Source organism: Azospirillum sp. Marseille-Q6669, from assembly GCF_965111635.1.
In genome coordinates this window covers 133,629-142,945 of record NZ_CBCOOP010000008.1, presented here as the reverse complement: position 1 = coordinate 142,945, position 9,317 = coordinate 133,629, and the positions used below count along the sequence as shown (strand labels likewise).

Here is a 9,317-nt window from a genome sequence, read left to right as displayed (position 1 = left end):
ACGGTCCAGTCGATTTCCTGGATCGTCCACGCCGCCCAGCGTCCCTCGGCCACCGCCCGAAGGTGGCGTTGCCGCCCCTCGTCGGCGCGGGCAGAAGCGTAGGAGAATAGATCATCAGGCATGCGCCACCTCCGCCGCCAGCTTGTCGATGTTGCAGCGATGGACGGCGAAGGTCAGCGCCACGATCTCCGGATTGTCCTCCCACCGCTCACCCGGCTTGTCGTGCAGGCTGTTCCAGAGTTGGCGGAATGCCTCGGCTGGCTTCACCGCTTCCGGCTGCCCGCAACAGCCCCCGAGATGCACCCCACAGACGTCGCTCGGAACGCCGCAGCACCGCTCTGTCTCAACACCTTCAGCGATCGCATCATCCTCGCTGATGTCCCGGAGACGCTGGAACCGGACGTCCTCCACGACGAGCGTGATCCGGCTGGCCCAGCGCGGCATATGGATGGAAGGGCGCCACGGGTAGCCGCGGATCTCCCGGTCGGCTTTCGCCAGCGTGTCGGTCGCGGCGTACCGGACATCACACGGCTGGTACCGTGTCACCTCGTAGTCGCCCCAGGACAGGAGTTGGTAGCTTTCCCGCACCCATAGCCGGTCGTTTGGCTGCACCTTGGCGAGTGGTGACGTCGCCAGCCGGCGGGTCTGCGTCTTCAAGTCGGCCAACTCGGCGCGCACCATGCCTTCGCTGAAGATGATCGGAATGTCCTTCGGCGGGCGCGGCGTCACGGAATCAAGCGGCATGGGGTTCCCCCTGGTTGGCAGCGGCCGGTGCCGCGGCGCGTGCTTCGCGCAGCCACCGGACGAGGTTGCGGGTGTGAATGGCGAGCATCAGGACCTCGACGTGGATCATCCCCCACATGCCGTCGTGGATGACGAGCGTGGTCCATAGCAGCGTCGAGACCAGCCCGATCATCGGGCCGGCCAGCACCTTGCTCCCCATCAGCCAATGGGTGGCCATGGAGAACGTCGACGCGAGGAACTGAAGAACGTAGGAGACGGTCAGCGTCACGATGAAGACGTGCCCGGCGATGATGATCTCGATCATGGGGCCACCCCCGGCGGCAGCGGCTTCATGCTGAAGCCCGGCAGATTGTCGAAACGGAAGGCGGAGCCCTGAACGGAGCGCAGCATCACCTCGGACGAGATCCAGTGCCGCCCCAGCTCCTGCGCCACCATGCCGGTGACGTTGCTCCCGGCCATGGGGTCGTAGACGGTCTCGCCCGGCGCTGTGCAGGTCAGGATGATCGAGCGCGGCACCTCCGCCGGGAAGCGGGCGCTGTGCCGCGGCAGGCCAGCGGCCCGGCAGCGGCGGCTGTAGGCATCCATGCCCGGCGCGCCGGCGGCGACGATCAGGTTGCCAGGCAGTGCGCCGGCACCCTTCGGTTCAAACGCCTCTTCCCGGATATCGTAGCCGGAGGGGCGTTTCTGAGTCCTGCCCTTCTGCTTCCGCTCCCACCAGCGCTGGGTGTCCGGGCTGTACGGCACCGGCGGGAGCCGGGTGATGTCCCAGGCCGGATTCGGGTTCTTGCTCAGCAGGACGATGGGCTCGACCTGATTCTTCGGCCGGACCTTCGCCTTGGAGGTCCACTGGATGTTGCCGATCCTGGTTGGGCTGAACCAAGGCATCCGCCCGGCCAGATGGAGGCCGCATTCATCGATGGCGCTCAGCACGTATCGCTCGACGTAGGGCGACAGGGCCGGAGAGCCCGGCACATGCACGTCGCCCAGGTTCAGGGCCAGCGTTCCGGTGTCGGTCAGCAGATCGCGCCACAGGGCCGTCAGCCGCCGCATCCAATCCAGCCACTGCGGAACATCCATGCGACCGTAATCGCGCGCCACCACCGGGTACGGCGGGCTGGTCAGGATCAGGTCCACCGATTCCGGCGCGATCACGGAGGCGGCATCTTCGGCATGAGCCCACAGCGCGACGCCGAGGTCCGTCGAGTAGATCAGCAGCGTGACGCCGCGCCGGGCGCGCAACAGCTTTGCATGACCGGGATCGGCCAGCTCCCAGACGCCGCGGGTGCCGTCGGCGATCAGCCCCTCCATCACGGCGGTCTGCCGGGCCCAGCGGACCTGCTGGTCGAACACCCGGTAGCTCTGACCATCGCCACAGGTCCGGCGCTCCTGGCGGAGACCTTCCGGGACACTGAGGCGCGTGGCGAGCTGCTGGTAGAGGTCACGGGGGCGCGCCTTGCCGCCGGCTTCCTCCAGCGCTTCCAGCAGCGGGAGTTGCAGCATGCCCTGGAGCGATGCCTTGCTGGTCCGCTTCCGGGCCTCGGCTTCGGTGGCCTCTCCGCGGTTCACCCGGCGGGCGCGGGCCTTCAGCGCGGCGGCACTCGGGGTGGTGGCCTTCAGATCCTCGCTCATCGCCCCTTCCTCCCGCTGCCGGTTTCAGCCCCGTATTCCCGATCCGCGATCCGTTTCACGAATTCCCGCTCCAGATCGTCCTTCAGCATGTCGGGGAACAGCACGATGACGCCGGTCTCCGCCCTGCCGCGCTTGGCCGCCTCACGGGCGCCGACGCGGGTGGTGTGAAGCCTGCCCAGCGGGCACTTCGGTGGTTTCGGGCCGGCGGTCATGCAGCCTCCACAGCGCCGAGGATTTCGTCCACCAGGGCCTTCGGCGCCGTGGAGCCGGGCTTCCCGGGCTGAGGCCCCCATCGGTCGTCCCAGGTGCGGGAGTCCCGATAGCGGGTGAGCCGCTGGCGCCAACGGGCGACATCTGCGTCCGCCGCAACCGCAGGGCCAACGGGGGCGCCCTGCCGGGGCCGGGAATCAGGCGGTGGACCAGCCTGCGCCTTGCGGAACTTCGCGATCTCGGTGTCCAGGCTGAGGTTGAACGCGCTCAGACTGTTCGGCGGCGGCTTTCCGAATTGGCGCGCGTCCTCCGCGGCGCCGATCATGCCACGCTCGATCGTTTCTAGGAGGAGCGCGACGGGTGCGCCCTTGGCCACGTACTGGACGGCCTGGGTTTCGAGGGTCATCCGGTTGGCGGGAAGACGGCTGTCACCAGGGAAATGTTTCTCCCGGCTCGCCAGAAATCCATCCACCACCGCCACCACCTCCAGCGAGACGGTCCTTGCGGGTTTGGCGGCGGGGGTAGGGGGTGGTTGTTTTCCGTTTAAGTTTCCATTTCTATTTGTCTCCGTTACGGACGCCTGACGGACTCCGTTTCCAACCGCAACGGACTCCGTGACGGACGCAGGTGAATTCCGTTGGTTGTCCGTTACGGATGCCTGACGGATTCCGTTACCCCCCTGCCCCTCATCAGGGACGGTATCCGTACCGGTGCCGTTTCGGTCGGAAGTAGCTTCCGTTACGTCGTCCGTCTGCGTTCCGTTCGCCTCCGCAGTTTTCGCCTCGCGCTTGGTGCGTCGGGCTTCCGCTGCGGCTTCCGTAGCGGACTTCGTCTGCGTCTTGGTTTTGCGGGACTTCTCCCACACCTCGATCACTACCTCGGCGACAACCGGGTGGTACCAGCGTCCATCGTTGCAGAGAATCCAACCCGTGCCGGACATGATGTCGGCCTTGATAGCCTCCCATTCATCCGGGGGGCACATCGCGGCGTCAGCAAGAAGATCATCATCATCCGGCAGGCTGCCGGCTTGCTCATGGCTCGTGAACGCCTCGGTCCACATATTCATGAGGTAGAAGCCGTGCGCCGGCCGCCGCTTGCAGCGCACCCAGGTCCGCGACTTGCGGAGCCGGGTGACGTAGAGCGGCATGTAGTCGTATCCGGACAGGTCGATACCGGCGGGAACGAGAGGTTCGGGAAGTTCGTTCATGATGGGCTACTCGCCGCGGTCGAGATTTGAGAACAGGGTGCGGGGACCGTCGAAGAAGACCTTCACGGTGCCGATGGGGCCGTCCCGGTTCTTCTCGATGATGATCTCGGCGACGTTCCGAGCCTCCTCACTGCGCCTGCACCAGCGTTCGTATCGCTCGTTGTATTTCTCCTCCGTCTCGTCGGCCCGCTTCGCCGGCTCCTCCCGCGCCAAGTAGTATTCGTCGCGGTAGAGGAACATAATGACGTCGCCGTCCTGCTCGATGGAGCCAGACTGCCGGAGGTCCGCCATATTCGGCCGCTTGTCCTCCCGCCGTTCCAGGTCTCGGTTGAGTTGGCAGAGCAGCAGGACCGGGACGCCGAACTCCTTCCAGATCGAGCAGAGGGCGGAGGTGATCTCCGTGATCTTCGCCGTCTCGCCTTGGTCCTCAGCCCGCTTGCTGGCGCGCATGCGGTGGAGGTGGTCAACGATGATCAGGCCAAGTCCGTGGCGTCGCTTGTGGCGGCGGGCTACCCGGCGGATGTGCGGGACGGTGACGCCGGGTGTTTCGTCGATATGCATGGGCAGGGTGCCCAAAGCCTGCTGGGCGTCCATCAATGCAAGCCATTCACCTTCAGAAAAATCCCCCTGCGTCTGGCGGTCGGACGAGATTCCGGTTTCTGCGGCAAGGTGGCGACGAGACACCTTCTCGGTTGCCATTTCCGTGGAGAAGGCCAGCACAGAGTGCCCTGCCTTGGCGGCGGCCAGCATGATGGTGTTCAACCCAAGACCGGACTTGCCCATCGAGGGACGGGCACCGAGAACGTAAAGACCGGGGAGGAGGCCTCCGAGCTTGCGGTCAAGGTCGACGAGCCCTGTCGTCACGCCCAGCACCTGCCCCTTGCTCTTCCAGGCCCGCTCGTTGGCCTCCATAGCCGCCGCAACGCCATCGGCTGACGACATGACGGGGCGCAGCGCGGAACCGTGGTCCCCAAGGGCGAAGAGTTGCGATTCCGCCTCCTCGATCAGCTTGCCGGCGCGCATGTCGGGGTCGGGTTGGTAGCCCGTGTTCACCAAATCGAAGCCGACCTCGATCAGTTGCCGACGGAGGAAAGTGTCCCGAATGATCTCGCCGTAATCCCGGGCGTTGACCACCGTGACGACGTTGGCCACCAGGCGGGCGAGATAGGCCGCTCCACCCCCATCCCCGGCCAAGTCGGCATCGCCGGCGAAGCGGTCACGCAGCGTCACCGGATCGGCTTTACGGCCGGCCTCGGCCTCTTCGGCAATCGCCGCGAAAATCCTCTGGTGCGCCGGGTCGTAGAAATGCTCCGGACGAAGGAACTCGCTGACCTTCTCATAGGCCTTGTTGTTGATCAGGATGGCGCCGAGCAGCGCCTGTTCCGCCTCCTCGTTGTGGGGCGGGGTCCGCTCGATATGACCGGGGTTGCCGATGTGGTTCATTTCTGTGGTTCCCCGAAAAACGTGTTCAGTCGGTCATTGATGACGCGCTGCGCATCGGTGACCTGTTCCGCCGTCCACCCCAGGGCGGCACGGTAGGCGCGCTCCGCCTCCAAGAGGCCGGCGCGCGTCTGGCGGCAGGGGCTGGCGTCGTGCGCCCGCACCGCGGCGGAGCGCATCTCCAGGAGGTATTCCGTTTCGGTCATGCCCTCCGTGACGACGATCAGGTGCGGTGCGGCCATGATGCTCATCGTCCACCCGCCTCTTCCGCCAGACGCGCGCCGGCGGCCACCGCCACGGCATCGTGCTCCAAGCTCTGTGCAAGCTGCCGGGTCAGCAGAACGGTACGCACCGAGTAGGCACGATCCTTTCCCCGCTTCTCGGCCTGGACTTCCATGGCTTGGGCTTCCGCCCGAAGAGCGTTTTCCCGCCCTGGGATGGCTGCGGCAGTGGTCATTCGCTCAGGCCCCGACTGGAAGCTGCCGCGCTCGCCCGCTGATAGGACCGCTGCAGGTGATGGCGGCAGTAAGGGTGCCGCGCGCCCGGCACCGTGCTTTCCTGGCAGTAGCTCCAATCGCTGGACCGGACATCGCCGTCGATCCAGCGGCATCCCCTCGGCTCCTTGGGGCCGCGGTCGCCCGGCTCCGGGCCGGGATCGACAGGTTCCGGCACGGCTTCCCGGATGATGCCGAAGTTGCGGCACGCCTCGGCGACAGCGGCCTCGGGGAGTTCAAGGAGTTCGGCAATGGCGGCGACCGACATGCCGAGCTCGACATGCAGTTCCAGGAAGAGTTCTTCCGGATCGGTCGGCCAGTTGACGAGGGGAGCCGGGGCGCCCATCACCGTCCTCCGGAGATCTGGCGCACCCGTGCGGCTCTCGCGGTGATCTCCGCCGCCGTCGCCGGCCGGTCATTGAGCCGGAAGGGATGGGTTTTGTTGCCGGGGACGCGGATCACGGGGACTCTCTTCCCGATCAGGAACTCGAAATCCGCATCGACATCGGTTGCAGCAGCGACGGGCTTTCGTGCGCCCACCACCTCCTGGAGTTCCAGTTCGGCTTCGGAGAGCTGCCGCCCCTTGCTCGGCGTCAACGGGACGCGGCGCGGGGGAGCAGCCGCAGCGACGGTTTTCGGCGACGGGGCTGGGGGGGATTCAACGGATAGCTCAGCGTTTCCAGCCTCAGCCGGGACGACGTTCGCCGGCTGCGGGGCCGCCGTGGTCACCTTGTCGGCCACCATCGTGAAGACGCGCTGCCAGCCTCGAACAACGTCGCTGCTCCGCTTCCCTTCGGCGCTGGCGTAGCTGACGGAAATCCGCCCCCGCGACTTCATCATCGAGAGGGTGGCGGAGATCGAGTTCGGATTCGAGTTGACGTGCGTCGCCAGCGCCTGATTGTCGGGGCACGGTTTCCCTTCACGGGCGAGCAGCAGCAGATGGGTATAAAGCCGGTCCTCCAGCGTGGGGGGAACGGAAACCTTTTCGGGTGCCGGTGCCGGATCAGTGATGCAGCGCTCCGCCTTCTGCAAGCCCGCGTCGTTAATGGAGTCGTACGCGGCCGCCGGGCCTTCCGGCTCCACCGCTCCATCGGAAATCTGGGTGGCAACATCCACGATCTGGTCATCGCCGGCTTCGATCGGCTGCGGCTGCTCAGGCTGAAGCGGAACGTCATCCTGCGCCGGCGGAACCGGCACGGTTTCGGGCTCGCCCAGGCGCGGCGCGGCGCCCTCAAGCTGCGGGAGTTCCCCGATGTCGAGCGGCGCTGGCGCGGTGCCCGCAGGCGGGAACGGCTCCGTCTCGCAGATTGGTGACGAGGCTTCCGCGCCGGTCAGGTATTCCGAGCGGATGAACGAGTCTGGAAGCTCCACAATCAGGACGCCGTTCTCGACCTCGTACCGCTTCGAACCTTGCGCGCTGCACTTGGTGGTGACGCAGGTCGGCGGGAGGGTGGACGCGAAATGCAGGGCCGCCTGCTCGGCTTTTTCACTCTTCGCGCCGACCCGATATTCCTTCGTTGCGACGCCGAACAGCTTCCGGCCAACGTCCGGCGCGCATAGCGCGATAAACTGGCCATCGGTGTAGATCGCCGCCTTCAGCCCAACATCACCGATTCCGACCTGCTTCCCCAGTTCACGGGAGAAGCTGATGTCGAGGCGTGCTGCCGAAACGTGGCGACCAACGCGGGCCGGCTGTATGGCGACACGGACATCGGGGAAATTGGATGCCTTGGAGATGACGAGCGGCTTGAAATTGAGGCGTGAAAGCAGGCTCATGGGGATCATCCCTTCTTCGGGGTTTCGTTCAGCCGGCGCCGGGTGATCGGCAGGCTCGGCAGTGTGGGTTGGGCATCGCACAGGGCTTGGGCGCGCTCTCGCTTGGCTGTGGCGCCGGCACGCGCCTCATCGCGCTCCCACGCATCGGCGGCAGCTTCCAGGACGAGTGCAGGGCCGTGGTTGGTCGGCTCGTTTCGGCGGGTCTGCCGGGCGCGGGCGCGGGGCCACACAGCGGGATTGCAGTGCAGGGTGGCGCTCATGCGATGGCACCCCCTGCTTTCACCGGAACCTGGATCTCGCCGATGCCGGACGCGGTGAGTTGGTCGATCTCGTGGAAGGCAGGTGTCAGATCGGGCGCCGTCGTGAACAGGCCAACAGCCCGGAGACGACGGTCGAACGTTGTGGCCAGGGGCTTGGCCTGCTCCAGGATCTCGGCGTCCTCCGGCGCTTCCGGATCGGCGGCGCAGCGCTCCACATCCTCCATGATGGAGACGACGGCGCCGTGGAACGCGGAGCCGGCGCGCAGCGTCAGGAAGTCGGTCAACAGCAGGGCGTCGGTCCAGCGAACCGCTGCCCGGTAGATCAGCGTCGCAGGAGCGGTAGGCGGCGCCGCTTCGAAGGCCACCCCTGCCGCCCAGGCGGTGACGCCGGACGCGATGCGCTGCACGTTCAGGGGCAGCGAAGCGAACGGCTCCGCGACGGCGGCCTCCAGCTTCGGAAGCAGTCCAGCGAAGAAGCTCCTGCGGGCCTTGGGCGCGCGGGGGGCCGCCGCGATGGTCCTGGTAGCGGCAAACAGCATCACCGCCGGAAGCGCCATCTCGATGACGGGCCGATGCGCCGCGTTGCACGCGATCCATGTCCGGTTCGCCGCGGCGACCCTGATCGGGGATCTGGCCGTCATGCCGCTTCTCCCTGGAAGAAATCGACCTGATTTCCCCAGGCCGCCCAGCCGGGCCGACGCTGCCGTGCGAAAATCTCGACCTTCGGAACGCCGGGGAACATGCGCTCCAGCGCCTCGTGCATCTCCGGCGGCTTCCGGGAATGCTCCCGCAGCAGCCCGATGAGGGCGTTCAGATCCAGTTCGGCGTCTGCCTCGATCTCGGTGAGGATGCCGTTGCGCTCCCGATGGCTGCGGACCTTCGGGGCACCGATCGAACCGGTCAGGAACGGCTCGCAGCAGCCACGGAACCCGTATCCGGTGCCCATGGCCGTTTTGCCGGTCTTGGTCACCTTGAACCAGGCGCCGCCGCTTTTCGGTTCGAACCCCCATCGCCGGATGGTGTCGCTCGCCCAGCCCGGCGCGACGAAGTTCCAGAGGGTCCACATCAGGATAAAGCAGTTCGGCGCCGCGAGTTGGCCGACCGGCAGCGCCTGGATGTCCTCCAGCGGCATGCAGTCGTACTTACCCTGCGGCGCCTTCTTGGTCCCGGTCTCCTCCGAATACATCTGCTGCAACCATGGGGGGTCGATCAGGATGAGGCCGTAGCCGCGCGGCTTCAGCTCCTGCCCCCAGAACCAGCCGGGCACCGACGCCAGCGGTTCGCGCGCAGCCGGTGCCGTGATGGGCGGCAGGTCGAGCAGCAGGGAGGGGCCGCTGAAGAGGTTCACAGCCCCAGCCCCCGTCGATGCTTGCGCTGCTCCTTCGTCACCACGTCGATGGCGTCCAGCCGGGCGTCCAGCGCGGCCTCGCAGTTCACGCGGGCGCGACGGAGGGCTTCAGCATCGCCGCCCAGCGCCGCGGCGCGGTACAGGTTGGTGTGCGCCTCGAGGGAGGCGGTCGTCGCCAGCTCGGCATCGATGGCGGTTCCCAGGCTCAT

14 protein-coding genes are annotated in these 9,317 nt (G+C 66.7%); all 14 read right to left on the bottom strand.

All coding sequences use genetic code 11. The features are described from left to right. Window positions 1-114: 114 nt before the first annotated feature. From ACWPXE_RS33255 to ACWPXE_RS33190, 14 genes are read right to left on the bottom strand one after another with little or no spacing between them, the layout of a single operon-like run. Complete coding sequence (locus ACWPXE_RS33255; RefSeq protein WP_454021298.1) at window positions 115-744, bottom strand: hypothetical protein; 630 nt, start codon at window positions 742-744, stop codon at window positions 115-117. Next, a complete protein-coding gene (locus tag ACWPXE_RS33250) occupies window positions 734-1,048 on the bottom strand; it encodes a hypothetical protein (RefSeq protein ID WP_454021297.1) in 315 nt (104 codons plus the stop codon). The genes ACWPXE_RS33255 and ACWPXE_RS33250 overlap by 11 nt, the downstream gene beginning before the upstream one ends. Continuing rightward, window positions 1,045-2,373, bottom strand: a complete 1,329-nt coding sequence (locus tag ACWPXE_RS33245; protein WP_454021296.1) for a DNA methyltransferase — start codon at window positions 2,371-2,373, stop codon at window positions 1,045-1,047. Before ACWPXE_RS33245 ends, ACWPXE_RS33250 begins: the two co-directional genes overlap by 4 nt. Next, window positions 2,370-2,585, bottom strand: a complete 216-nt coding sequence (locus ACWPXE_RS33240; RefSeq protein WP_454021295.1) for a hypothetical protein — start codon at window positions 2,583-2,585, stop codon at window positions 2,370-2,372. Before ACWPXE_RS33240 ends, ACWPXE_RS33245 begins: the two co-directional genes overlap by 4 nt. Then, entirely contained in the window at window positions 2,582-3,790 is a 1,209-nt protein-coding gene (locus tag ACWPXE_RS33235; RefSeq protein WP_454021294.1) for a DUF1376 domain-containing protein, read from the bottom strand. The genes ACWPXE_RS33240 and ACWPXE_RS33235 overlap by 4 nt, the downstream gene beginning before the upstream one ends. 6 nt (window positions 3,791-3,796) lie before the next feature. After that, entirely contained in the window at window positions 3,797-5,233 is a 1,437-nt protein-coding gene (gene dnaB, locus ACWPXE_RS33230; protein WP_454021293.1) for a replicative DNA helicase, read from the bottom strand. Beyond that, window positions 5,230-5,481, bottom strand: coding sequence for a hypothetical protein (locus tag ACWPXE_RS33225; protein WP_454021292.1), 252 nt, complete (start codon window positions 5,479-5,481; stop codon window positions 5,230-5,232). The genes dnaB and ACWPXE_RS33225 overlap by 4 nt, the downstream gene beginning before the upstream one ends. After that, window positions 5,478-5,627: a hypothetical protein gene (locus tag ACWPXE_RS33220; protein WP_454021291.1), complete on the bottom strand. Its 150-nt coding sequence runs from the start codon at window positions 5,625-5,627 to the stop codon at window positions 5,478-5,480. Before ACWPXE_RS33220 ends, ACWPXE_RS33225 begins: the two co-directional genes overlap by 4 nt. A 56-nt stretch (window positions 5,628-5,683) precedes the next feature. Next, a complete protein-coding gene (locus ACWPXE_RS33215) occupies window positions 5,684-6,070 on the bottom strand; it encodes a hypothetical protein (RefSeq protein WP_454021290.1) in 387 nt (128 codons plus the stop codon). Beyond that, window positions 6,070-7,500, bottom strand: a complete 1,431-nt coding sequence (locus ACWPXE_RS33210; RefSeq protein ID WP_454021289.1) for a hypothetical protein — start codon at window positions 7,498-7,500, stop codon at window positions 6,070-6,072. The genes ACWPXE_RS33215 and ACWPXE_RS33210 overlap by 1 nt, the downstream gene beginning before the upstream one ends. Before the next feature lie 5 nt (window positions 7,501-7,505). Further along, the gene (locus ACWPXE_RS33205) at window positions 7,506-7,760 is read right to left on the bottom strand and encodes a hypothetical protein (protein WP_454021288.1); all 255 of its coding nucleotides are present in this window, start codon (window positions 7,758-7,760) and stop codon (window positions 7,506-7,508) included. Then, window positions 7,757-8,401, bottom strand: a complete 645-nt coding sequence (locus ACWPXE_RS33200; RefSeq protein WP_454021287.1) for a hypothetical protein — start codon at window positions 8,399-8,401, stop codon at window positions 7,757-7,759. The genes ACWPXE_RS33205 and ACWPXE_RS33200 overlap by 4 nt, the downstream gene beginning before the upstream one ends. Beyond that, window positions 8,398-9,108, bottom strand: coding sequence for an MT-A70 family methyltransferase (locus tag ACWPXE_RS33195; protein ID WP_454021286.1), 711 nt, complete (start codon window positions 9,106-9,108; stop codon window positions 8,398-8,400). The genes ACWPXE_RS33200 and ACWPXE_RS33195 overlap by 4 nt, the downstream gene beginning before the upstream one ends. Then, window positions 9,105-9,317, bottom strand: a complete 213-nt coding sequence (locus tag ACWPXE_RS33190) for a hypothetical protein (protein ID WP_454021285.1) — start codon at window positions 9,315-9,317, stop codon at window positions 9,105-9,107. Before ACWPXE_RS33190 ends, ACWPXE_RS33195 begins: the two co-directional genes overlap by 4 nt.